We start from the raw sequence: 22,940 nt of genomic DNA, 5'->3' as shown, positions 1-22,940 counted from the left end.
AGGCCTGCCAAGATAGTTGATATGAACAGCGTCCTCGATTTGAACTCAGCGTCGGTCCTGCATTTCGGCCCGTACGCGTTTCATTTGCGCCAACGGCTGATCCTCGATGGGGATCGCCAACTGCGTATGGGCGGGCGTGCACTGGACATTCTGCAAGTGTTGGTCGAGCGCGCCGGTCGGGTGGTCAGCAAGGAACAATTGATCGCGCTGGTGTGGCCGGCTTCGGTGGTTGAAGAGATCAATCTCAGGGTGCACATCGCCGCCCTGCGTCGGGCGCTAGGCGACGGCGAGAACGGCCAGCGCTATATCGTCAATGTGCCGCAACGCGGTTACAGCTTTGTTGCCCCAGTGCGAGGCGATAGCACCGCGCAAGTGGTTTTTGAAACACTGCAAACGCCTCAACATAATTTGCCGGCGCGCCTGACGCCGGTCACTGGCCGAGATTCGCTGGTTGGCAGTCTGGTGCGGCAATTGCCACTGTCGCGGCTGATGACCGTGACCGGGCCTGGCGGTGTCGGCAAAAGCACCGTGGCTCTGCGGGCGGCAGAACTACTTCTGCAGCATTTTGGTGACGGCGTGTGGCAGGTGGATTTTTCGTTGATCGACGAGTCCACACCGATACTCGATCATCTGTTGCAAACCCTCGATACAAACCTGGCTACGTTGACCACGCGCCACGCCTTGCTGGTGCTGGATAACTGCGATCACTTGCGCGAACCCTGCCGGCACTTGCTGGAAAAACTGCTGGATGCAGCTCCACGGCTGTCGATCCTCGCCACCAGTCGTGAACCGTTGCGGGTAGGCCTTGAAACCGTACAACAGCTGCCGCCTCTGACGATTCCCAAAGCCAGCGCACTGAACAGTGTCGCTGAGGCAATGGGCTATTCGGCGGTGCAGTTGTTCGTCAGCCGTGCACGGGCGCGTCAGCAGGGTTTCAAACTGCGCGAGCAGGATTTGCGAGCAGTGTGCGACATCTGTCGGCGACTGGATGGACTGCCATTGGCGATTGAATTGGCGGCGGCGCAGATTGATGCATTGGCGATCATCGGTGTGCACGCGCAGCTGGATAACGGTCTGCAGCTGCTGAGCCACGGTCGAAGGACGGCGGTGCCTCGTCATCAGTCCATGACCGCCGCACTGGAATGGAGTTATCGGCATCTGAGCCATCAGGAGCAACAAGTGCTGCGGCGGCTTTCAGTGTTTCAAATGGCGTTCAGTCTGAAGGCAGTTATTGATGTGATCGGTTGTGAGCTGCTGCCAGCGTCGGTACTGGCAGCGGTGATCGAACGGCTGACGGCCAGGTCGCTGCTTGGCGTGGAGCGCGGCGGTGAGCGTTATCGGATGCTCAATACCATCCGCCGTTTTGCCCGCGAGCAGCTGGAACAGACCGGCGAATCGAAAGAATTTGAACGCCGGCACGCCCGATACATCGCCCATACCCGCAGGGCTTCAGATGTGCAGTTGGCCGTCTAACTCGTCGAGCAACGCACGCACCTTGCACAAGTCAGGCGTGGCATAGCCTTCGGTGAAACGTTGGTAAATCGGCTGCAATAATTCCAGTGCTTCGCGATAGCGCGACTGACGCTGCCACAGCTGCGCCAGTGAAGTGGCACTGCGCAGTTCCCAGGCGAGTGCGCCTTGAGCTTGGGCGATGCACAGCGCCTGCTGCAGAACGGTTTCGGCCGATTGCAGGCAAGGCGCCTCTTGCGCCAGCGATCTATCTGCTTTGGCGCGCAGAATCTCCGCTGTGCTCCAGCCCGCTGCACCGCCTTGTGCCCGCTCCACCAGGGCATCGTCAACAAAAGAGCCGTCCAGCGTGACCATGATTTCCCGAACCAAGCCGCTGCCATCCGGCAACAAGTCAGTCGCCGAATCGGCATCGATCACCTGCGCATAATGCCGCGCCCATCTGTAGAACAGCAGCACCGAATGCTTCTGCGCCTGTTCCAGCAGCAGTCGCAAGAGTGCGCGGGCGCTCTGTTGGTCGCCGTTGTAATGCGCGATCAGGCAACTCGCCAACGCCAGCGTGTAGCAGATCGAGGTGCCGTGGTTGATCTGCACCGCGATGTCCAGCGCCTGGCGCGCAGTACGCCATGCCTGCTCGGGAAAGCCTTGCAGCCACAGCACACGGGCGAGGACGGTCAGTGAAGCGACGCTCTGATCGTATTGCACGCCAAAGCCGTGGGTGAAGCGATTGAGGTTGCCGCTCTGAGCCATGCGTTGAATGACTTGTTCGGCATGCACCCGAGCCTGCTGCTGATCGCCCGCATAGTGCAACGCCAGCACGCGCAGGCGATGGGTGCTCAATGACAATTGCGGATCGCCGTGCAAACCGAGGCGATCAAACTGTTCACTTTGCTCCAGCGCCATCTGGTAATGGCCGCAGCTGAGATTGACCGCCATATGCCCAGACACTGCGCGCAATTGCGCGGCCATGTTGGCGTGTTGTCGGGCAAGATCGTTGGCGTCGACAAACGCTTTGATCGTCTCCGGCGTGCCACCCCAGGTGTGATAACAAGCGCTGCCGAGCGCCAGTTTCAGAGCGATTGTCAGCTGTGGGCAGGGTTGCGCAGATGCATCGAGCAGCCGCAGCGCATGACGTACATGTCCGCCGTATTCCTTGAGCAACGACAACTCTTGCCACAATGGCGCGGAAGTCGCGGTCAGGCGCACGCCGGTTTCCCGCGAGCCGTCCGCGTTCAACGTCCAGTCGAGCGCCGCGCGCAAGTCTTCCAGGCCCCGCGCATAGCGCTCGATCCACAATCCGGTCGGTGTGGTCTGCCAATCGCTTTGCGCCTGATGCATCAATGTCAGGCAGCGCTCGGCGTGGCGTTCGCGGGTGTCACTGAGCTCGACTGCGTGATCGAGTTTTTCCAGCGCATAGCGGCGGGTGGTGTCGAGCAGGCGATAAAACACCTCTTCATCACCGACTTCGACGTTGAGTAACGATTTGGCGACCAGTTGCGTGATCGAAGCGAACACTTCACCCGGCGCAATGTGCTGGCCGACGATCACCGCTGCGGCGGACTCCAGCGTGAAACCGCCGCGAAACACGCTCAGTCGGCGCAGACAGGTCTGCTCGCACTCGGTGAGCAGATTGAAGCTCCAGTCGAGCGTGGCGCGCAGGGTTTCATGGCGCCCGAAAAGGCTTTGTGTGCCAGTCGGCAATCGGCCCTGCAACTGCGTCAGCACACCGTCCAGTCCGAGGCTGGCGACTTGCGCGGCGGCCAGCTCCAGCGCCAGGGGAATGCCATCCAGTCGGCGACAGATTTCGACAACCAGCGGCAGTTCGGCATCGTTGAATTCAAAGTGTTCGTTGGCGGCCATCGCCCGCTCGACGAACAATTGCAGTGCGGAAAAGCGCATGGCCTGTTCGCGCTCGAGCACAGCAATCGGCGGCGGACAATCGAGCGATTCCAGGCGCTGCACAAACTCGCCTTCGGCGCGCAGACTTTCGCGGCTGGTGGCCAGAATATGCACGTGCGGGGCGCCGCGCAAAATGCTCTCACTGAGCAGTGCGACGGCGTCGATCAGGTGTTCGCAGTTGTCGATCACCAGCAGCATCTGCCGCTCGCGCAGGCTGTTGATCAGACACGGCAGTGGTTCACCGTCGTGCAGTGACAAATCCAGCAGTCCCGCCAGGTGCGAGCAAATCAGGCCGGGGTCGTTCAGCGGTGCCAGATCAAGCAGACGTATGCCGTCGCGATAGCGGCCGATCAATTGCTCGGCAACGCGTAACGCGACCGAGGTTTTGCCAATCCCGCCGGGGCCGACCAGGGTGATGCAGCGCTGGCGCGGCAGTTGCGTGATCAGGCTGTCGACCAGCGGCTGGCGGCCGATCATCCGCGCGCGGCGCAGCGGCAGATTATGCCGGCCAACCGCATCGACGCTGGCGCGTGGTTCTATGGCTTGGAGCGCAATCGGCGCGACAAAACTGTAGCCGCGTTGCGCCACGGTAACGATGAAACGCTGCCCGGCCTGACCGTCGCCGAGCGCCTTGCGCAACGCCGCCATGTGCACGCGCAGGTTGATGTCTTCAACCACGCTGTCGGGCCAGACCCCGACCATCAATTGCTGCTTGCTCACCACCTCGCCAGCGTGTGCCAGCAGGATCAACAGAATATCCATGGCGCGCCGACCCAGACGCAGCGGCTGCTCGCCTTCAAGCACCAGCCGTTGTCCGGGATGGATCCGATAGGGGCCAAAACCGATGGCCTGATTCGGGGAAAGACTCAACCGCTCACTCCTGTGCTGCTTTTCATGATCCTGACCTGACGTTGCGACGAACGTGTGACGGGCAGGGCGAACAGCGACTTGAGGGTCACGCCAGCCGTCTGCGCCGCGGTATCCCGGCATATTCCTCAGGATTGGCCGCGAGTGCAATGCATCGCTTTCGCAACAACGCCCAAGCCAAGTCCGCCTCGAGCGTCGCCCCACTGTATTTAAAGGCGCAAACCGGCGGCGTTCAAGCAATCCATGGAGGCGACTGCGGGGGTTTATCTGGTCCGACCCTGGCGCGACAAACTCGCGGCAGGCATCACCCATTCCGGCAGCCTGTGCGGGTGACATGCTCAACACCTTGCTGCAAATGGCGGTGTTCGCGGCGCAACATTCGAAGGCTGCGATCTCTTGATCTTCAAATCCCGAACCTCCCGGCAACGCCACGCAAACGGATTGATCCCTTCGCTGCGAGTGAAGATATGACAGAAGTGCGCCTGATCACAGAAGCCGCATTCCTGGCTGATGTGCGTCAGGCTCAGGTCGGTATGCTGGATCAACAGCTTGGCGCGGGCGATGCGTTGAGTGCGGATCCAGTCCTGCGGTGAGAGCCCTGTGCTGCATTTGAAGGCGCGCGAGAAATGGCTGCGCGACAGCGAGCAGGCGCGGGCCAGGTCAGTGACTTCGAGACTGTCGCCGAGGCGATCGAGAATCAACTGTTTGACCAACCGCTGGCGCTGCGGACTTAACCCGCCGGTACTGTTGCGGCGCGGTTCGCAGGCGGAGGCGAGGGCGACGTTTTGCTGTGTGTGAGCCATGGCCAAAGTCCGTATCGGGGGGAGTGCACCGGCGGTGCTGTCCCTCGGGGCAAAAAACAACGCTGCGCAGAGGCATTCATTGTTGGACGGGGGCCTGAGGCTGACGAGTTAAACGTTGTTAATTCCATCGCCACTGCGTGAACTCAGCACACCGTTGCAAGTCTGGGCGCCGAGGTTCGGGCAGGATGACGACAATATGGGCGGGCCATCGGGGGTCGCGAAAACGGGATCAAACATGAAGAGTCTTGTTAACGGCGCAATTACCTTGGCACTCGCGCTGGGCGTGTCCAACGCGATGGCACAAGCACCGCAAGTCGGCACGCAGGCGCCGGGCTATTTCCGCCTGGCCGTCGGTGACTACGAAGTGACAGCATTGTTCGACGGCTACAACGACCTGTCGCCCAAGCTGTTGCAAGGCATGAGTCAGAGCCAGATCCGCGCATTGCTGGCGCGGCGCTCGATTGAAACGCCGGGCGTACAGACCGCGTTCAACGCGTTCCTGGTCAACACCGGCAAGCAACTGATTCTGGTCGACACCGGCGCTGGCCAGTGCATCGGCGCCACCGCCGGTCAGCTCTCGGCGAACATGCAGGCAGCGGGCTACAAGCCTGAGCAGGTCGACACGATTCTGCTGACGCACCTGCATCTGGACCACGTTTGTGGCCTGGTCGACGGCGAGCAAAAACCGATCTTCGCCAACGCCACGGTCTACGCCGCCAAGGCTGAAGCCGATTACTGGCTCGACCCGCAAGCCCTCGCCAAAGCCCCGGACGGCGCCAAAGCGTTCTTCAAGATCGCCCAGGATTCAACTGCGCCGTACGTTGCGGCCGGGCGCTTCAAAACCTTCGCCGCCGGCCAGTCACCGCTGCCGGGTCTGGTCGACGCCACGCTTGAGGCCGGGCACACGCCGGGCAGCACCACCTACCGCTTCACCTCGCAAAACCAGAGCATCGTGTTCATGGGCGATCTGGTGCACAACCTCGCCGTGCAGTTCGAGCATCCCGAGGTGTCGATCAGCTTCGACGTCAACAGCCAGCAAGCAATCAAAAGTCGCAACGCGGTGTTCGGCGCAGCGGCGGCCAGCAAAACCTGGGTGACGGCTGCGCATCTGCCGTTTCCCGGTATCGGCCACATCACTGCGGTCGACAAACATTTCCAATGGGTGCCCGTGGAATACGGCCCGTACAAACGCGCGGCCAAAGTGCCGTTGATCGAGTAAAGTGCCCACATCTCACGCTCGGCTAAAACAAGGAAAACGTGCCCATGAACCGTAACGATCTGCGCCGCGTCGACATGAATCTGCTGGTGATTTTCGAAGCATTGATGTTCGAAAAGAACCTGACCCGCGTCGCCGAAAAACTGTTCATGGGCCAACCGGCGGTGAGCGCCGCATTGGGCCGCTTGCGCGATCTGTTCGACGATCCGTTGCTGCTGCGCAACGGTCGCGGCATGGAACCGACGGCGCGGGCGCTGGCGATTCTGCAGGAACTGCAACCGGCGATGGACGTGATTTCCGGCGCTGTCAGCCGCGCCAAGGAATTCGATCCGGCGACCAGTTGCGATGTGTTCCGCATTGGTCTTTCGGACGACGCCGAGTTCGGTCTGTTTCCGCCGCTGTTGCGCCAGTTGCAGGAAGAGGCGCCGGGCATCGTCGTGGTGGTGCGACGCGCCAACTACCTGCTGATGCCGACATTGCTCGCCTCGGGCGAAATCTCGGTTGGCGTCAGCTACACCACCGACCTGCCGGCCAACGCCAAGCGCAAAAAACTGCGCGACATTCCCTGCAAAGTCCTGCGCGGCGATGATCGTCCGGGGCCGCTGACGCTCGATGAATACTGCGAGCGTCCGCATGCGATGGTGTCGTTCTCGGGCGACCTGAGCGGCAATATCGACATGGACCTGGCCAAGCTCGGCCGCACCCGCCGCGTGGTACTCGGCGTGCCGCAATTCAGTGGTTTGCGCGCGTTGCTGGCGGGCACCGAGATGATCGCCACGGTGCCGGATTACGCGGCGTGTGCATTGGTCGACGGTTGCGCGTTGCGCGCGGAAGATCCGCCGTTTCCCATCGATGCGGCGCAACTGTCGATGGCGTGGAGCGGGGTGCATGACAACGACCCGGCGGAGAAATGGTTGCGGGCGCGAATCAGTCAGTTCATGTCGGTGACGCTGGATATTCCGGTGGTGTGAATTGCCGTTCGTCCGAAACTGTGCCGTACCTGTAAGTTCTGACAGTGGTGAATTCTCTCCATCCCGTGTCTGATGGGCCCATGCCGAAAATGGCCAGCACTCAAGGGATGGGGATATGCACGCGCCTACTCATGCTCTCGTCACCACCGAACTGCCGCCCCCATCAATACAGGAAAGCCCGCAGACGCAGGAAAGTCGTTCATTCGGCTTGCTGGATCCGGCCCGATTAAGGCACACGCTGACCATTCTGGTCAGATACGACGGGCAGTCATCAGGCAGTTTTACCGTGACTTGGCAAGGCGCACCGGGAACAGGGGTCGAGGGGTCGCACACCACGTCGCGCATTCCTTTTTCCGGGCAAGACCCCCACGAAGTGCGTCTGGATACCGAGTTGGTGACCTTCAATCTCGGCCAGTCCGTTAACGTCTTCTACACCATCTACCCTGATGGCGGGCTGCCGGTGGCATCGCAGCCGCTGATTGCCTATGTACTGCCCATCGCGCTAGGCGACCTTACCCGACCATTGATCAAACAAGCGGATAACGCCGGTCACGGGCTGGTGCTGGATCTGAACAATCTGACTGATTTCAGTTTGCGAATCGATGCCTGGCTGTTGCACAGCATGGGGCAATTCTTCTGGCTCAAACTCAAAGGCACCAACGCCGATGATAGTGTTTTTGAGGCGTCGTTCTGGCAAGCACCGGGCAACGTGATCAACGATGAATTCATCCGCTTCGGTTTCTTCGAGCAGAGTTTTCCTGCTGCAGCACTGCTAGGTCTGAAACATCGCAGCGTGCTGACGCTGGAGTTCATGGCGGCGCTGGAGCGCAGTACAGATCCATCCCGCGCCCAAACATTTGCCCACCGCAACTATGTGCTCCTGACAGAATCAGCCAATGCGCCGAGGATATTGTCGGTTACCGATCTTGATGGAGAAATTCTCGATGGTGCGGACACTCGCTACACCAGTGTCACTCTGAGCGGCAGCACCTCCGGCCCAGTGGATGTATCCGATGGATCGACCTACCTCGATACGGTTAACCCCGTTGCCGGCGTCTGGACGTATGTCGTCGCTGCGCTCACGGGTGGACTGCATGTGTTTACAGTCAAGTTGGCGGATGGCAGCGGCGGCGCCTCAAGTCCACGGCGAATCAACGTCGTACTGCAAAACCTGGAACTGACGATTGCCGAGGCGCCCGACAACGGCACTATTGATCCAATGGCGGCATTGACCAGTCTGACGGCAGTCCTGAATTACAACATGCAGGCCAACGACCGAATCAGAGTCCGCTGGGCTGCTGCCCCGGGCACTCCACCGGGCGGCTCACATACCACCAACACCGTCACGGCGGGTACCACGATTCCCAGGAACATCCCGCTACCGCTTACGCTGCTGGCGTTCAGCCTGGGCAAGCGGGTCACGGTCAGCGCCGAGTATGACCGCGGCACGGCCCCGCCAGCGCCTTTAGGACCTATCCACTTGAACGTGGGCACGATCCCGGCGGATCGGTTCGTTGCGCCAGTCTTTCTCGAGGCGAATGGTACGACGGACTTGATCCTCGCCAATGTGCAAGCCGGCGCTACGCTGCGATTTGGTGTGTGGCCGCATATCGTGCGTGCGCAGGCACTTTGGCTGGACTTTGAGGGTGAAGATGCCAATGGCGGCCCGCACAACCAGGCGATGTGGATGGGCAACGTGGTGGTGAATCAGAGCTGGGTGTTCAATGGCGGTTACAGCGTCACCGTGTTGTTCAGCTATCTGAAGGATCTGCGCCCCGGCAGCACATTGACTCTGCGGTTCAGGGTCAACCTCGACACAGTGGCTAACGCCGCAACGGCTCAGGTTTTTGCCCCGCGCCAGTACACGATTCGGTAGCGCTCGCGAGTGGTTTATGACGTTTAGCCCACGGTGTTTAAGGACGTTTATCGTTACTTGATGAAAGCTACAGCGCCTTGCGCCTTTGCCTACACGTACGCCAGAATCGGCCGGCTTGTGCGCCTTGGGGGCGGGTTCTATTGTTTGCGGGTCGCTGATTGACAGCGATCGGGTTTAGCAGCCCGGGCTTTTCTCTAGACGCACAACGTCCTTTTTCGTGATCAGGTTAATGCCTGTCCGTTCACGTTATGGCGGCTTTGCGTGGGGCACTTCGGTGCGCCGGGTTCTAGAGTCCTGGTCTGCTAACCCACGTACGGCCGCCACCTCTTTCGTTTAGCAGCGAAGTGTGGCGCCCCCAACCACTCTAGAGGCTTTATCAATGATCAAACCAACACCCAACCCACCAGAAACCGACACCACCTCGCCCTACGAATCCCTCGATTCCAAGAAATTCCACGAAGCCGCCGAACGCGCGCTCGATCATTACCTCAATCCGTTCCTGCCGCGCAGACCTGCGCTCAAACCCAACACCATCTACAAAATCTCCCCCGGCATCGACAGCGAAGAACTGCTGGCAAACGCCTGCGAAACCCTGACCTCGGCCAAGGTCATGGCCAACGACTTCGCAGGCATGCTTGATGCGTCGCAGCGGCATGTGCTGTTGGGGATTGCGCAGTTGATCATGCTAGGTGAACTGGCGGTGAATCGGGTGCTGGATAATCTGGAACTGAAGGCTGACAAAGCCCTGTAGGCTTACGAACTGTTGTGGCGAGGGAGCTTGCTCCCGCTGGGTTGCGCAGCAGCCCCAAAAGTATTGCGAGCGCTTCGCACTCGAGCGGGAGCAAGCTCCCTCGCCACAGGTTTCTGCCTGACACAAAAAACCCGCGTCCCGTTTGATCGGGGTGGCGGGTTTTGTTGTTTCACCGCTCAGGTCAGACCGTGTCCACCTTCAACGAATGATCATTGAGGATGCCGCTGAAGTCCTTGACGACCGTTCGTCTTGAAACCCTGTGCACCTGTCAGATCTGACAGGTGCCGACTCTCCGATTTTGCGGTGTGATAGATCACCGCAAAAAGCACTTGAGCGCTACTCCAGGAGATCAAGATGGACATCCAGTCCTCTACATTGAATTCGTTATTTGTATTGGTGCCAGTAATCATCCAGGGCTGGGTATCACCGGTCAAACCTGGCGACCTCGCGCATGGTGGTATCCCATGGTCGATTTACGACGACCAGCCCAATGGGCTTGAGTGTCTGATCGATCCCTGGACAGAACAGAAAGCACGTGGGGCAACGTTGGTCGTCGATGATCGCGTTGACTTGTACCTCAATAATGACGCCAACGCTGTTACAGGTCATACGGTCAAGAAAGGGGAAGAGCAGCAGCGCATCCTTTTGTATGTGCCTAAGGGACGACTGATTCACGGTGTAAACAGATTGCATTACACGGTGAAGCGCGCTGGCGGGAATATCGGCGAGAACTCGCGGGATCTATTCGTGCTCTACCACCTTCGACACGCCGATACGTTGGACTTGGTTATCCCGCCGAAGAACATAACCAGCGGAATCGGTCCCGTCGACGGGGTGCAGGGTGTTGAGTTCGGATTTACTTATAACAACCGCCGGGCATTTGACAGCATTTTGTTTCTGCTGGGCGATACATCTGTCAGCTTTGATGTTCCCGCTGCACCGGCGCCCATTACCTGCAAGTTGTTCACCGATACGTTCGAGAAGGCGGGTGACAACCCGCGTGCAGTGACCGAGTTCCTGGTTATCGATCAGTTGGGCAACGTCGTTAAGTCGCCAGCAAAGTCGCTGGACATCCATATCCGCCGGCTGGATTTGCCGGCGCCCACCGTCAAGGGCCAGACGGGCAACAATTTCACCCCGACCCAGCAGGATGTGAGCGTGTTGGTGCCTCCGGGCACGCTGCTGCCCACCGACAAAATGTACGCCATCTGGAGAGGCGCGATCAGCACGCCGGCGGCCTCATTCACCAGTCCGAAGCGCTTGGTCAGTGCCGGTCTGGAGGTTGTGGTCCCGCGTTCGGTGCTGGCTTACAGTTTGAGCAAAGTTGTCGAGGTCATCTACTTCATTGAGCGTAATGGCGTGTCAACAACTTCGAAACCTCTGCTTCTGAATATTCTGCCTCTGCCGGTCACGGCATTGATCTCGCCGAAAATTTTGGAGGTGGATGTAAACAACGTGCTGGACGTCACCGCACTGGGCGCCAGCAACGCCACGATTCACGCTTTGCTCTTTACATTGATTGAGGACTACCAGCCGTGCTGGTTATCAGTCGAAGGCAAGAAGTCAGACGGGACGGCGCATAAACTTGATTTGTGGAAAGGCTTACCGTCGCGGGTCAATTCAACGTGGGTCAAACAAGGTTTCTGGCCGCGAGCGCTGGCCAACACCTTTTTGAAACAACTTGGGGATGCCACTCTACTCACGATCAAGTTCAAGGTGTCGATGGACAAGAGCAATGTCGAGGCGACAGCGCAGGTGTTTCCGGATCGGGTCTACAAAATCAGGGCTGTGGCACTTGTGGTTCCGACGCTTCAAAAAGTGCTTGCCGGTACTATCGAAGTTCTGGAAGGCGAGAGCACCATCAGCACGTCATTGATAATCAGCGGCACAGCGAGTGCGCACGGTGAGGTGGAGGCGTATCAGGGGCGCGGTGCGACTGCGGTTTCCCTGGGTAAGGCGACTGCTGATAAGTCGGGATACTGGGAGCGTCCGATAGCTCTGCAACTGGGCGCCAAGCGCGTGTATGTCAAGTCTCTATACCATCCAAGTGCTGACGTATTCTCCAACGTTCGAAACTTCAACGTGGTAGCGAACAGCGTGCCGCAATTGCTTTTGATTACCGATTCTGGCGGTGTGGAAATTCCGCATAACGGTACGACTATTGGCGCATCAATTATCGTGAGCGGAGTTGGCCCGCCGAATACAACACTCGATCTTGTAAACGGTGGGGCGTTTATACCGGGAGGCGCTGAGATTCAGGTTGATGGGCGGGGTATATGGAAGTTTGAACTGAAGAATCTTGTGGTCGCTACTTACAACCTGCAGGCGAGGAGGAAAGATGGGCCGGTATCCAATGCGCGGAATGTGATTGTCGTTGCCGTCGTCGCGCCAACGATCATCAAAGTGACCGAAAACACCGCCACCGGTACACCCGTTGCAAATGGTGGGTCGACTACGGCGACCACTCTGGTCATTGCCGGCAAGGCCAGCGCGGGTCAACAACTTCAGGTACTGAAAGGCACGGATGTGGTCACCACGCTGACGGTCGGGCCTACAGGTGATTACTCGTACACCGACGTTGATCCGGCGTCGGGTGCGCGCATTTATACGGTCAAGGGGCTGTATGGAGCGTCGCCGGTATCGGCGGCGTGGACAGTAACTGTCGTCTCGGCCCTGAGCATTGATACATCACCTCTAAGGCTCGCAGCGGCTCACTACATTTCAAGAAATTGGCCACTAGGTTTGCCCGCCCAAATCCCTCCGGCCGGTGCTCATGCCACTAGATCTGCGCGAGGTGGCGAGGAGCCTTATAAATATTCTTCAAGCCAGCCGACAAAAGTCCTAGTCGATCAAAACGGCTATGTCGTTTCGGTAGGGAATGGCTCGGCAGTCATCACGGCAGAAGACGCTGGGGGCCAAAAGGTCCAATATTCTGTAACTACAGCTAACGTTTTTGAGTTTGGTAAAGAGATCGTGAACTTTCGGGGCACCTATCAGCAATGTGTCCAGCAAGCTCAACGAGAAGGCCGACAAATGATTAGCCTCGCCGTGCTTCGGGAGGCGTATGCACAAGGGACTGGTTCATACCATAGCCTTGAGGCTTGGCTCACTGACTCACCGAGTGGAGGCGTCAGGGTTGTGTATTCAACTGCCCCTTCATTTGTGAAGACAAGAAATGCATCTGAAAGTGAGTCACTTATTCTCGCTGGTTGTATAAAACCTAGATGAAGCCTAACCAAGGCTGATCGGTCGTACTCTCCTGTGCGGGAACGCTTTTACGTACGCTCCGCGTTCTGCGTCGGATGGGACAGAAAAGGGAACGCATTTATTTACCAGTCCCAACCAAGAAAGCCGCACTCCTGTTAAAAAGGGCGTGCGGCTTTTTCTGTTTAAGCCAAATTCGCTGAAATCGTTGAATAGTGTTTAAGCCTGGGGAAAAAAAGGGGACGCATTTATTTTCCAGCCCCAACTAAGAAAGCCCGCGCTCCTACTCATAGAGGAGCGCGAGTTTTTGTTTAAGGTCAATCTGAAGCCTTCGTTGAATAGTGTTTAAGGCTATGTCCGCAAAGCCACACAGCCTTGCGCCTTTGCCTACACGTACGCCAGAATCGGCCGGCTTGTGCGCCTTGGGGGCGGGTTCTATTGTTGGCGGGTCGCTGATTGACAGCGATCGGGTTTAGCAGCTCGGTTAATCTCAAGGCACGTCGGTTTCGCCATTGTTGTTTTATGGCGGCTAGCGTGGGGCACTTCGGTGCGCCGGGATCCTTGAGCCTGGTCTGCTAACCCGCGTTCAGCCGCCACCTGATTCGTTTAGCAGCGACGGATGACGGCTCCATTCTCAAGGAGTTTCACCATGATCAAACCAACACCAAATCCACCAGAAACCGACACCACCTCGCCTTACGAATCCCTCGATTCCAAGAAATTCCACGAAGCCGCTGAACGCGCCCTCGACCATTACCTCAACCCGTTCCTGCCGCGCAGACCTGCGCTCAAACCCAACACCATCTACAAAATCGCCCCCGGCATCGACAGCGAAGAACTGCTGGCCAACGCCTGCGAAACCCTGGCCTCGGCGAAGGTCATGGCCAACGACTTCGCCGGGATGCTAGATGCGTCGCAGCGGCATGTGTTGTTGGGGATTGCGCAGTTGATCATGCTCGGGGAACTGGCGGTGAATCGGGTGCTGGATAATCTGGAACTGAAGGCTGACGCGAGCCCTCAGTAACACGCGGTCCTGTGGCGAGGGGATTTATCCCCGTTGGGTTGCGCAGCAGCCCCAGAACCATTCAACCTGGTTATTGCTGATACACCGTGTTTGATGGTTTTGCGACTGCTGCGCAGCCGAACGGGGATAAATCCCCTCGCCACAGGGGATGGTGGGCAGCAGTTGGAGGTTGCGTAGCGTTCGGCGTTCAAGAGAGCACACCTGTTCAATTTCCCCTTGATCGATCGTTGCACCATAACGGGCAATGATCGATCACGGGTGGCCCCATGCAATCTTCCCAACGCAATGACCAGGCGCTAAGCCTTGGCTTGCTGTTCCTGCGGGTAACCGGCGGACTGTTTCTGCTGTGGATCCACGGCCTGCCCAAGCTGCTGGACTTCACTGCGCAACTGCAACTGATCGAAGACCCGTTCCACCTCGGTGCCCACCTCACGTTGATCCTGGCGATTTTCGCCGAAGTCGTCTGTCCGCTACTGATCGTCGCCGGGGTTCTGGCGCGATTGGCGTGCTTGCCTATTCTCTTTGTGCTGCTGGTGGCGCTGTTGGTTGTGCATCCGCAATGGAGTGTGGCCGAGGGGCAGTTCGGCTGGTTGCTGCTGATTATTTTCACCACTGTGTTTATCGCCGGGCCGGGACGGCTGGCGCTCAATGTTCGTTTGCCCGGAGTGTTTCGTTATGCCTGATGCCCAATCCCTGAAAAAACCGGGGCCCGACGAGACGGTCACGTTGATCGTCAAGCACCGGGTCAAGGCCGGTTTCGAGGCGCCGTACGAAGCCTGGCTGCGCAACATTGTCAGCGTGGCGGGGCGTGAGGAAGGGCATTTGGGCGTGGATGTGATGCGCAGCCAGCAGGGCGGGCTCGCGTTGTTCACTTGCGTGTTGCGCTATTGCTCGACCGACGCGATGCAGCGCTGGCTCGATTCGCCGCAGCGCCAGGCGCTGGTCGATGAAGCCGCGCCGATGCTCGCCGATGGTGATGTGACGGAGGTCAACGCCGCCAATGAATTCTGGTTCACGCCGCAGACCGATGCCGCTGCGCCGCCACCGCCGCGCTGGAAACAAGCCGTGGTCACGCTGTTTGTGATTTTGCCCCACACCTTGCTGGTGCCACTGATCTGGGGGCCGTTGCTGCGCCTCAATGCGTTTCTGTCCAACTACGTGATCGCCACATTTCTGATCACTGTGACCATCGTGGTTTCGGTGGTGTACGTGTGCATGCCGCTGGCGACGCGTCTGTTCGCCCCATGGCTGCAAGCCAAAAAACCTGAATCCAACACCAATCCGCCGCGCTGATCCGGCGGATTCCGGCTTTGTTTCACTTTTACCGAAGGAACTGCGATGAACGCCAATGCTGATCTGATTCTGTTCAATGGCCAATTTCATACCGTAGACCGCACCAAACCCCTCGCCAGTGCCGTGGCGATCAAGGATGGCCGCTTCGCCGTCGTCGGTAACGATGCCCAAGCCATGGCCCTGCGCGGCGCCGGAACACAAGTGGTCGACCTCAAGGGCCGCTGCGTGATCCCCGGTCTCAACGACTCGCACTTGCACCTGATCCGTGGCGGTTTGAACTACAACCTCGAACTGCGCTGGGAAGGCGTGCCGTCGCTGGCCGATGCGCTGCGCATGCTCAAGGATCAGGCTGACCGCACGCCAACCCCGCAGTGGGTGCGCGTGGTCGGGGGCTGGAATGAATTCCAGTTCGCTGAAAAACGCATGCCAACCCTGGAAGAAATCAACCAGGCCGCGCCGGACACGCCGGTGTTCATCCTGCACCTGTACGACCGCGCGCTGCTCAACCGCGCTGCCCTGCGCGTAGCCGGTTACACCCGCGACACGCCGAATCCGCCGGGTGGCGAGATCGTGCGTGATGCCAACGGCAACCCGACCGGCATGCTGGTGGCGCGGCCGAACGCGATGATTCTGTACTCGACGCTGGCCAAAGGGCCGAAGCTGCCGCTGGAATATCAGGTCAACTCGACCCGGCAGTTCATGCGTGAACTCAACCGTCTTGGCCTGACCAGTGCGATCGATGCCGGCGGTGGTTTCCAGAACTACCCGGACGATTATCAGGTGATCGAGCAGTTGGCCAAGGATGAGCAATTGACCATCCGCATCGCCTACAACCTGTTCACCCAGAAGCCCAAAGAAGAGCTGAGCGATTTCCAGAACTGGACCGGTAGCGTCAAGTTGCACCAGGGCGACGACTTCCTGCGCCACAACGGCGCTGGGGAGATGCTGGTGTTCTCGGCAGCCGACTTCGAAGACTTCCTCGAACCGCGCCCGGACCTGCCGCAGACCATGGAACAGGAACTGGAGCCAGTGGTGCGGCACTTGGTCGAGCAGCGCTGGCCGTTCCGTTTGCACGCCACTTACAACGAATCCATCAGCCGCATGCTCGACGTGTTCGAGAAGGTCAATCGCGACCTTCCGTTCAACGGCTTGCCGTGGTTCTTCGACCACGCCGAAACCATCACCCCGCAGAACATCGAACGCGTGAAAGCGCTGGGCGGCGGCATTGCGATTCAGGATCGCATGGCGTTCCAGGGCGAATACTTCGTCGACCGCTACGGCAAACAAGCCGCCGAAGCCACACCGCCGATCAAACGCATGCTCGCCGAAGGTGTACCGGTTGGCGCCGGCACCGACGCCACGCGGGTCTCCAGCTACAACCCGTGGACTTCGCTGTACTGGATGGTCAGCGGCCGTACCGTTGGCGGTCTGGCGCTGTACGAAGAAGGTCTGCCGCGCACCACGGCGCTGGAATTGTTCACCCACGGCAGCGCCTGGTTCTCGTCCGAACAGGGCAAGAAGGGTCAGATCAAGGTCGGGCAACTGGCGGATCTGGCTGCGTTGAGCGCGGACTTCTTCCACGTCGAAGAAGAAGCGATCAAGTGGATCGAGTCGGTACTGACCGTGGTTGGCGGCAAGATCGTGTACGCCGCCGATGACTTCGAAAAACTCGGCCCGGCCAGCGTGCCGGTACTGCCGGACTGGTCGCCGGTGGTGAAAGTCCCGGGCCACTGGCGCCCGAATTCGCCATTGCAGGCGCAAGTGCACCAGTGCAGCGGCCCGTGTGGCGTGCACTCGCACAGCCATGAAAAGGCCCGCCTGTCGAACGCTCCGGTCAGCGACTTCGCCGGGTTTTGGGGCGCGTTCGGTTGCTCCTGCTTCGCTTTCTGATTGCTTTTAAAAGCGTCGGCCCGCTTGGTCGGCGCTCAGCGCAATAACCATCCATCGAGGAGTTTCACATGAGCAACGTTCCTTACAAGCGCCTGAACAAAGACGATGCAGTTGTGCTGTTGGTCGATCACCAGACCGGTCTGATCTCGCTGGTGCAGGACTTCACACCGAACGAGTTCAAGAACAACGTTTTGGCATTGGGCGACATCGCCAAGTTCTTCAAACTGCCAACCATCCTCACCACCAGCTTCGACGCCGGCCCGAACGGCCCGATCGTGCCGGAACTGCGCGAGCAATTCCCGGACGCGCCGTTCATTCAGCGTCCAGGCCAGATCAACGCCTGGGACAACGAAGACTTCGTCAAAGCGATCAAGGCGACTGGCCGCAAGCAACTGATCATCGCCGGTGTGGTGACTGACGTTTGCGTAGCGTTCCCGACCCTGTCGGCGCTGGCGGAAGGGTTTGAAGTGTTTGTGGTGACGGATTCGTCCGGCACCTTCAACACCACCGTGCAGCAAGCGGCGTGGGCGCGGATGTCGGCGGCTGGCGCTCAACTGCTGAACTGGTTCTCGGTGGCTTGCGAGCTGCAGGGCGACTGGCGCAACGATATGGAAGGCCTGGCGAATCTGTTGTCGAACCGCCTGCCGAACTATCGCAATCTGATCAACAGCTATACCAAGTTCACTGAGAAGTGATTGGGTGAGAGGGGAGATGCCTGCTGAAGAGCGGGCATTTTTTTGGCTGTTGGATCGGGTTTCAGATTGGGATCGCTGACCCTCACCCCAGCCCTCTCCCGGAGGGAGAGGGGGCCGACCGTGTTGGATTTGCGAGTTACATCGACCTGAAAATTCTGAGTCGAGCTCAGGCCTCGAATAGCGTGAAGATCAGCCCCCTTTCCCCCTCGTCCCCTTGGGGGAGAGGGCTGGGGTGAGGGGGTAAAGATCTCAACGCTGACAAAGCATTCCAAACCATAAACCTCAGCGCCTTTGCAGCCACCCCAAAAACCCACCTTTCCTCACCGCCACCGGCGCAGCCACCAATGCCAACCGACTGCTCTGCTGCCGCACCGCCTGCAACTTGTTCAGCGCGCGTCCAACCTCGCCACGCTGGCCCATGCACTGGCGAGTCAGCTCTTTATCGAGGCGATAAATGATCGAAGACGTCAGCGCAGTGAACGTCGCCTGTGAAGGCGTATCCGCCAGAATACTCTGCTCACCCATTACTTCACTCGGCCCCATGCGCCCGGCTTCAGCCTGGCCGTTGCCGTCGGTCACCGTTGCGCTGACCACGCCCGTGGCAATCACAAACAGACTGTCCGGCACTTCATTCAGATCCAGCACCACCTGGCCCGCGCTGTACTGCTGCGCGACCATCGATTCGGCCAGGCGATCACGTTCATCAGGGCTCAACGAGCGGAAGATTTTCACTTCATCAAGCAACGCGCGAGCGCGGGACGAAGGTTCGATCACGCCGTCGGGATGGCGGGAAATTCCCGCGGCTTCGAGATGGCGGTGGGCGAGGTCAAACAGTTGATTGCGCACTTCGCCTTTCTTGCCCAGCTCGGCGATAAACCCGCTGGCCACGTATTCGGACATTTCTTCGCCAGCCTCTTTCAACACCACTTTGGGCGCGGGCGACAACAGCAGACTGCTGCTGCCTTGCAGCGTGCGGTCGAGGGCATCCAGTACGCGGCGCGGGCGGATGTGGTTGGGCACTTTGATGCTGATCGACACGCCGTGCATGTTGTTTGGGCGGCTGAGGTTGACAATCTTGGCTTTGGCCGCCACCGAGTTCGGCACCACGGCCATGGTTCCGGCGCTGGTCAGCAGGTGTGTGGCGCGCCAGTCGATGTCGAGCACCTTGCCTTCGACGCCGTCGATCACCACAAAATCGTCCACCTGATACGGTTTGGTGGTGTTGAGCACGATTCCCGAGAACACGTCGGCCAGAGTGCTTTGCAGCGCCAGACCGACGACGATGGCGACCACGCCGGAGGTTGCGAGCAAGCCTTTGACCGGCAGTTCCAGCACGTAACCGGCAGCGGCGACGATGGCCACCAGAAACACCAGCGCACCGATCACGTCTTGCAGCAAGCGACCGCTGTGACCGATGCGGCGCATCAGCAGCAGGCCAATCACTTCAGTCAGCACGCGCGCCGCGTACAGCCACCAGAGAATTCCCAGGGCCGTTGCGCCGAGTTGCGCGACACGGTCATCAGCGAACAACGGCGCCTGCAACGGGCTGACGCCGGCATTGATGATCAGCGCACTGAACGCCAGAAACAGCGCCAGCCGCACACCGACCCGCGGTGCACGATGCTTGAACGGGGCGAGGTGCCAGAGTGCGGTGTCGAGCACCAGCAGCAGGGCGCTCCAGGACAGCAGGTGGGTGTAGAAGAAGGACATGGGGATTCTCCGAGCCGGATGGAAATCTGTGGCGAGGGAGCTTGCTCCCGCTTGAGTGCGCAGCACTCACAAAATCTCCACTGTTTTGTAGATTCTGGGGTCGCTTCGCAACCCAGCGGGAGCAAGCTCCCTCGCCACAAAAAGCAGCTTTGCCACACAAAGGTGGCAAAGCCTTGGGACTCAGTTCAGGTGAGTCTTGAGTTCAGCCGCAGCCTGACGTACCGCCGCTTTCACTTCCGGAATCTGACTCAGCGGATTCAGCAGACCGAAGTCATGAATCATCCCGTTGTAGCGCACCGAGGTCACCGGTACACCCGCCGCGTCGAGGTGGCGAGCGTAACCCTCGCCTTCATCACGCAGCACGTCGAACTCTGCGGTCTGCACCAGCGCGGCGGGCAGGCCTTTGAGCTGTTCGGCGCTGGCGTTCAGCGGCGAGGCATGGATCTGCGCGCGCTCGGCCGGGTTGGTGGTGTAGTTGTCCCAGAACCACTGCATCATGCCTTTGGTGAGGAAATGGCCTTCGGCGAATTGCTGGTACGAACCGTCGTCGAACTGCGCGTTGGTCACCGGCCACATCAACAGTTGGAAGCGCAGCGCCGGAGTTTTCTGTTCCTTGGCCATCAACGCGACGACTGCCGCCATGTTGCCGCCGACGCTGTTGCCGGCGACTGCCAGACGCTGGCCGTCGACGCCGATCTCTTTGCCGTGCTCGGCCACCCATTTGGTTGCGGCGTAAGCCTGGTTGATCGCGGTCGGGTACTGCGCTTCCGGCGACGGCGTGTAATCGACGTACACCGCCACTGCACCAGAACCCACCACCAGATCACGAATCAGGCGTTGGTGAGTCGGGAAATCCCCCAGCACCCAGCCGCCACCGTGGAAGAACATGAACACCGGCAACTCGCCTTTGACCTTGGCCGGACGCACGACTTTGAGGTTGATGGTCTGGCCGTCGACGGTGATCGCCTTGTCGCTGACTTCCACCCCGGACAGATCCACCTTCACCGAAGCCTGAGCACCGGTCAGCACTGCACGCGCGTCCTTCGGGCTGAGTTGTTCCAGCGGTTTGCCACCGCCAGCGGCGAGGGCGTTGAGGAAGGCTTGGGTGTTGTGTTCGACGCCGGTCGGTTCTGCGGCGAATGCGTTGCCGATGGACAGGGCAAGGAGGGAAGCGGTCAGGGTTTGTTTGAAGTTCATGTTCAATTCCATTTTCGATAAGTTGAGTTGTGGTGTTTTCAAACCGTGGACACAGATTAATAGGGTGCCGTGGTGTGAAAAAGCGGCTATAAAGCGTTTAACTGTCCACCAGAGAGTGACAATGAACCCGTTCGAAGACATGCGTATTTTTTGCCAGGTCATGGACTCCGGCAGCTTCACCGCAGCGGCTGATCAGTTGGGCCTGTCCAAGCAGTTCGTCAGCCGTCGCTTGATGCAGTTGGAGGAGCGCCTCGGCGTGCGCTTGCTCAACCGTTCGACCCGGCGCCTCGACGTCACACCACTGGGCCAGAGCTATTACGAGTCGGCGCTGCGCTTGCTGGGCGAAGTCGAACAGGTCGAGCAAGGCATCGCCGGGCAGACCGCCGAGCCGCGCGGGGCGATTCGTCTGAGTGCGCCGTTGTCGTTTGCTGTGGCGCACCTTGGCTGCCTGTTGCCGCTGTTCTTGCAGCGTTATCGCGAAGTCACGGTGGAAGTCGACTTGAGCGACCGCCCGGTGGATCTGCTCGGCGAAGGCTATGACCTGGCGCTGCGCATCGGCGTGCTGGAAGACTCGACGTTGATCGCGCGTCGCATCGCCAGCATCGAGCGTGTGTATTGCGCCAGCCCCGCGTACCTCGCCGAACGCGGCACGCCGCTCAAACCTGAGGACCTGCACAACCATGACTGCTTGCCTTACGGCCACGGGCGTTCGGTGCAATGGCGATTCGATGCGGGGCAGGGCAAGCCGGTATTGGTGAATGTCACTGGCCGCATGCGGGTCAACAACGGCGAGTTGCTCAGGGACGCGGCGGTGCAGGGAATGGGGATTACCTATCTGCCGACGTTCATTGTGGGCGCAGCGCTGAAGGATGGGCGGCTGGTGCCGGTGCTGGATGACCTGCGCCCTGAGCCCTTGACCCTTTCGGCGGTCTATCCACAACACCGCCAGGCCTCGCGCCCGGTGCAGGCGTTGATCGAGTTTTTGCGCGAGCGCCTCAACCAGAACGCAACCACGAACCCCCTGTAGGGGCTACCGCAGGTGGGGCTTACAAGATTGCAACAATCTGGATGGTCGGGCTGATCTAGACTCGGGCCGCTCAATCACGAGCATCGTCCGGAGTGCGCCATGGAAGTGCCAAACAACAAAAACGCCATCGAAAGCAATCGACAGGCGTGGAACGATTCTGCCCGTCATCATCAGGAGTCGCCTGACTGGCAGGTGTTGCTGAGCGAGGTCATACAGGCCGATTTTTGCTGCCTCGACGACACGTTGCGCGGGTTGCTGGAGCAGGTCGGCGTTGAGGGTAAAGACGTCGTGCAACTGGGCTGCAACAACGGTCGTGAAAGTCTTTCGCTGTTTGCGTTGGGGGCGCGGCAGGTGGTGGGGGTTGATCAGTCGGCCGCATTCCTTGAGCAGGCGCGGGAGATCAACGCGCGCTCACCGCACCATGGTGAATTCATCGAAGCCGATATCCATCACTTGCCGATGTCGCTGCACAACCGCTTCGACGTGGCGCTGATCACCATCGGCGTTCTGAACTGGATGCCCGATATTGGCGAATTTTTCCGCCATGTGGCCTCGACTCTCAAGCCGGGCGGTCGTTTGGTGATCTACGAAACTCATCCGTTTCTGGAGATGGTTGATCCCGAGGGCGAAGACCCGTTTCGCCTGGAGACGTCGTACTTTCGCAAACAACCGTTCGTGCAGGAACAGCCGATCGTCTATGCGGGCAAGGTCGAGCAGCAGTCAGCGGCATCGTACTGGTTCGTGCACACCCTTGGCGCGATCTTCACCGCTGCCATCGAAGCGGGCCTGAACATCAGCCACTTCAAGGAATACCCGCATTCGAACCGCGAAGAGGTGTACGACCAATACCTGAACCGCGAGGCGCAGATGCCGTTGTGCTTTACCTTGGTTGCCAGCAAAGTCTGAAACTCTGCAGTGCCTATACTGGCCCCATCGCTGCATTGGTATCTACACATCTCCCGATCCTGGTCTATAAAGGGACGGCATGGATATCAAATGACTGGGCTAGATGCCCGCCTGATAAAACGATACGACGAGTTAGTCATGGGA

General features: G+C 59.4%; 17 protein-coding genes and 1 pseudogene. 14 read left to right on the top strand and 4 right to left on the bottom strand.

All coding sequences use genetic code 11. The features are described 5' to 3' along the window. Positions 1-21 precede the first annotated feature (21 nt). Complete coding sequence (locus ACP7BN_RS23525) at positions 22-1,473, top strand: ATP-binding protein (RefSeq protein ID WP_426206308.1); 1,452 nt, start codon at positions 22-24, stop codon at positions 1,471-1,473. Here the strand turns inward: ACP7BN_RS23525 and ACP7BN_RS23520 are convergent. After that, the gene (locus ACP7BN_RS23520) at positions 1,450-4,236 is read right to left on the bottom strand and encodes an ATP-binding protein (RefSeq protein WP_426206307.1); all 2,787 of its coding nucleotides are present in this window, start codon (positions 4,234-4,236) and stop codon (positions 1,450-1,452) included. The genes ACP7BN_RS23525 and ACP7BN_RS23520 overlap by 24 nt on opposite strands. Positions 4,237-4,458: 222 nt before the next feature. Here ACP7BN_RS23520 and ACP7BN_RS23515 point away from each other — a divergent pair. After that, positions 4,459-4,615: pseudogene (locus tag ACP7BN_RS23515) on the top strand (NADPH-dependent FMN reductase); the annotation flags it as partial. On the opposite strand, the gene ACP7BN_RS23510 reads toward ACP7BN_RS23515, so the two are convergent. Beyond that, a complete protein-coding gene (locus ACP7BN_RS23510) occupies positions 4,572-5,036 on the bottom strand; it encodes a helix-turn-helix domain-containing protein (protein WP_426206306.1) in 465 nt (154 codons plus the stop codon). The pseudogene ACP7BN_RS23515 and the gene ACP7BN_RS23510 sit on opposite strands and share 44 nt — an antisense overlap. Positions 5,037-5,271: 235 nt before the next feature. Between ACP7BN_RS23510 and ACP7BN_RS23505 the strand changes: the two genes are divergently transcribed. The 10 genes from ACP7BN_RS23505 to ycaC all read left to right on the top strand — a co-directional run bounded on the left by ACP7BN_RS23505 (position 5,272) and on the right by ycaC (position 17,956). Continuing rightward, positions 5,272-6,255, top strand: coding sequence for an MBL fold metallo-hydrolase (locus ACP7BN_RS23505; RefSeq protein WP_426206305.1), 984 nt, complete (start codon positions 5,272-5,274; stop codon positions 6,253-6,255). A 44-nt stretch (positions 6,256-6,299) separates the two neighbouring features. Next, on the top strand, positions 6,300-7,223 hold the full coding sequence (locus ACP7BN_RS23500; RefSeq protein ID WP_426206304.1) for a LysR substrate-binding domain-containing protein: 924 nt from the start codon (positions 6,300-6,302) through the stop codon (positions 7,221-7,223). Between the two features lie 115 nt (positions 7,224-7,338). Continuing rightward, complete coding sequence (locus tag ACP7BN_RS23495; RefSeq protein ID WP_426206303.1) at positions 7,339-9,099, top strand: hypothetical protein; 1,761 nt, start codon at positions 7,339-7,341, stop codon at positions 9,097-9,099. A 379-nt stretch (positions 9,100-9,478) separates the two neighbouring features. After that, positions 9,479-9,850, top strand: a complete 372-nt coding sequence (locus tag ACP7BN_RS23490) for a DUF6124 family protein (protein WP_426206302.1) — start codon at positions 9,479-9,481, stop codon at positions 9,848-9,850. Positions 9,851-10,204: 354 nt separating this feature from the next. Then, positions 10,205-13,078 (top strand): hypothetical protein, encoded by a 2,874-nt coding sequence (locus ACP7BN_RS23485; protein WP_426206301.1) that lies wholly within the window; start codon positions 10,205-10,207, stop codon positions 13,076-13,078. A gap of 625 nt (positions 13,079-13,703) precedes the next feature. Beyond that, on the top strand, positions 13,704-14,078 hold the full coding sequence (locus ACP7BN_RS23480; protein ID WP_426206300.1) for a DUF6124 family protein: 375 nt from the start codon (positions 13,704-13,706) through the stop codon (positions 14,076-14,078). Between the two features lie 266 nt (positions 14,079-14,344). Continuing rightward, positions 14,345-14,761 carry a DoxX family protein gene (locus ACP7BN_RS23475; RefSeq protein ID WP_426206299.1) on the top strand — a complete coding sequence of 139 codons (417 nt, stop codon included), beginning with the start codon at positions 14,345-14,347 and terminating at the stop codon, positions 14,759-14,761. Then, positions 14,754-15,371, top strand: a complete 618-nt coding sequence (locus tag ACP7BN_RS23470; protein ID WP_426206298.1) for an antibiotic biosynthesis monooxygenase — start codon at positions 14,754-14,756, stop codon at positions 15,369-15,371. Before ACP7BN_RS23475 ends, ACP7BN_RS23470 begins: the two co-directional genes overlap by 8 nt. A 45-nt stretch (positions 15,372-15,416) precedes the next feature. Next, complete coding sequence (locus ACP7BN_RS23465) at positions 15,417-17,261, top strand: amidohydrolase (RefSeq protein ID WP_426206297.1); 1,845 nt, start codon at positions 15,417-15,419, stop codon at positions 17,259-17,261. 68 nt (positions 17,262-17,329) lie between these two features. After that, complete coding sequence (gene ycaC / locus ACP7BN_RS23460; protein WP_426206296.1) at positions 17,330-17,956, top strand: isochorismate family cysteine hydrolase YcaC; 627 nt, start codon at positions 17,330-17,332, stop codon at positions 17,954-17,956. Positions 17,957-18,238: 282 nt separating this feature from the next. Here the strand turns inward: ycaC and ACP7BN_RS23455 are convergent, their stop codons facing one another. Next, positions 18,239-19,666: a mechanosensitive ion channel domain-containing protein gene (locus ACP7BN_RS23455; protein WP_426206295.1), complete on the bottom strand. Its 1,428-nt coding sequence runs from the start codon at positions 19,664-19,666 to the stop codon at positions 18,239-18,241. 180 nt (positions 19,667-19,846) lie between these two features. Further along, a complete protein-coding gene (locus tag ACP7BN_RS23450) occupies positions 19,847-20,863 on the bottom strand; it encodes an alpha/beta hydrolase (RefSeq protein WP_426206294.1) in 1,017 nt (338 codons plus the stop codon). Between the two features lie 121 nt (positions 20,864-20,984). Between ACP7BN_RS23450 and ACP7BN_RS23445 the strand changes: the two genes are divergently transcribed. Both ACP7BN_RS23445 and ACP7BN_RS23440 read left to right on the top strand, forming a co-directional pair. Then, positions 20,985-21,890 (top strand): LysR family transcriptional regulator, encoded by a 906-nt coding sequence (locus ACP7BN_RS23445; protein WP_426206293.1) that lies wholly within the window; start codon positions 20,985-20,987, stop codon positions 21,888-21,890. Positions 21,891-21,989: 99 nt separating this feature from the next. Next, entirely contained in the window at positions 21,990-22,796 is an 807-nt protein-coding gene (locus ACP7BN_RS23440) for a class I SAM-dependent methyltransferase (RefSeq protein ID WP_426206292.1), read from the top strand. Positions 22,797-22,940 lie beyond the last annotated feature (144 nt).

The sequence above is a fragment of the Pseudomonas sp. TWP3-1 genome, assembly GCF_049896625.1.
In the GTDB taxonomy this organism is placed as follows: domain Bacteria; phylum Pseudomonadota; class Gammaproteobacteria; order Pseudomonadales; family Pseudomonadaceae; genus Aquipseudomonas.
This window is presented reverse-complemented; position numbering and strand designations above follow the sequence as displayed.

Excerpts from the sequence above, each read along its gene's own strand:
- ACP7BN_RS23525 (WP_426206308.1), top strand. The coding sequence starts at position 22 with ATGAACAGCGTCCTCGATTTGAACTCAGCGTCGGTCCTGCATTTCGGC.
- ACP7BN_RS23510 (WP_426206306.1), bottom strand. The coding sequence starts at position 5,036 with ATGGCTCACACACAGCAAAACGTCGCCCTCGCCTCCGCCTGCGAACCG.
- ACP7BN_RS23505 (WP_426206305.1), top strand. The coding sequence starts at position 5,272 with ATGAAGAGTCTTGTTAACGGCGCAATTACCTTGGCACTCGCGCTGGGC.
- ACP7BN_RS23500 (WP_426206304.1), top strand. The coding sequence starts at position 6,300 with ATGAACCGTAACGATCTGCGCCGCGTCGACATGAATCTGCTGGTGATT.
- ACP7BN_RS23495 (WP_426206303.1), top strand. The coding sequence starts at position 7,339 with ATGCACGCGCCTACTCATGCTCTCGTCACCACCGAACTGCCGCCCCCA.
- ACP7BN_RS23490 (WP_426206302.1), top strand. The coding sequence starts at position 9,479 with ATGATCAAACCAACACCCAACCCACCAGAAACCGACACCACCTCGCCC.
- ACP7BN_RS23485 (WP_426206301.1), top strand. The coding sequence starts at position 10,205 with ATGGACATCCAGTCCTCTACATTGAATTCGTTATTTGTATTGGTGCCA.
- ACP7BN_RS23480 (WP_426206300.1), top strand. The coding sequence starts at position 13,704 with ATGATCAAACCAACACCAAATCCACCAGAAACCGACACCACCTCGCCT.
- ACP7BN_RS23475 (WP_426206299.1), top strand. The coding sequence starts at position 14,345 with ATGCAATCTTCCCAACGCAATGACCAGGCGCTAAGCCTTGGCTTGCTG.
- ACP7BN_RS23470 (WP_426206298.1), top strand. The coding sequence starts at position 14,754 with ATGCCTGATGCCCAATCCCTGAAAAAACCGGGGCCCGACGAGACGGTC.
- ACP7BN_RS23465 (WP_426206297.1), top strand. The coding sequence starts at position 15,417 with ATGAACGCCAATGCTGATCTGATTCTGTTCAATGGCCAATTTCATACC.
- ycaC (WP_426206296.1), top strand. The coding sequence starts at position 17,330 with ATGAGCAACGTTCCTTACAAGCGCCTGAACAAAGACGATGCAGTTGTG.
- ACP7BN_RS23455 (WP_426206295.1), bottom strand. The coding sequence starts at position 19,666 with ATGTCCTTCTTCTACACCCACCTGCTGTCCTGGAGCGCCCTGCTGCTG.
- ACP7BN_RS23450 (WP_426206294.1), bottom strand. The coding sequence starts at position 20,863 with ATGAACTTCAAACAAACCCTGACCGCTTCCCTCCTTGCCCTGTCCATC.
- ACP7BN_RS23445 (WP_426206293.1), top strand. The coding sequence starts at position 20,985 with ATGAACCCGTTCGAAGACATGCGTATTTTTTGCCAGGTCATGGACTCC.
- ACP7BN_RS23440 (WP_426206292.1), top strand. The coding sequence starts at position 21,990 with ATGGAAGTGCCAAACAACAAAAACGCCATCGAAAGCAATCGACAGGCG.